Annotated in this window: 1 protein-coding gene; it reads right to left on the reverse strand. The window is 64.8% G+C overall.

The window, feature by feature from the left end; all coding sequences use genetic code 11:
* The coding region (locus AC1DYG_RS18740) for an SDR family oxidoreductase (RefSeq protein ID WP_477641379.1) at positions 1-662 on the reverse strand (662 nt) is incomplete at both ends.

Here is a 662-nt window from a genome sequence, read left to right on the forward strand (position 1 = left end):
CCCGTAGCGTTGTCGCTGCGAGTGGCATCGGCGACCGCGCGGGCGAACTCCTCGACCGTCGGCAGTGGCCCTTGGTCTCGACGCGCCTCGACGGCGTCGCTGTTCCGGCGTTCGAGTAGTCGCACGATGATCGTGCCGTCGATCATGTCGCCCGACACAACGGTGAGCTCGATTCCGCGATCGGAGAGCAGCGGGATCATGTTCCGCAATGCGTCTTCTCCTGCGCGCTTGCTCTCCGCGATGGGTTCATACTCCGCCGGCACAGGCTTGCGGCCGTGGAAATGCGCCTGATGGCTGGTGACGAACACGATCCGAGACCCAGATGGCATGAGCGGCAACGCCAGCTGGACGAGCCTGAGCTGCGCGTCACGGTTGATCTTCATCGGATAGTCCGGGCCCGCACCGAGTTCGAGCCCACCGGACGCGTTCAGGACCAGCACATCCAGGCGCCCGAACTCCTTGGTCACCTCGGCGATCAAGCGATTTGCAGCCACTTCGTCGGACAGATCGCCGCCGGCGACCGATGCGGTCCCTCCTGCTTGAGCGATGCCGTCTGCGATCGCCTGCGCACGCTTCAACTTCTCTCGATAGTTGATGATCACATGATCGCCATCCGCCCCGAGCACCTGCGCGGTCTCTGCGCCAATCCCGCGCGATGCCCC

It is taken from the genome of Pedococcus sp. P1_H8 (assembly GCF_056405175.1).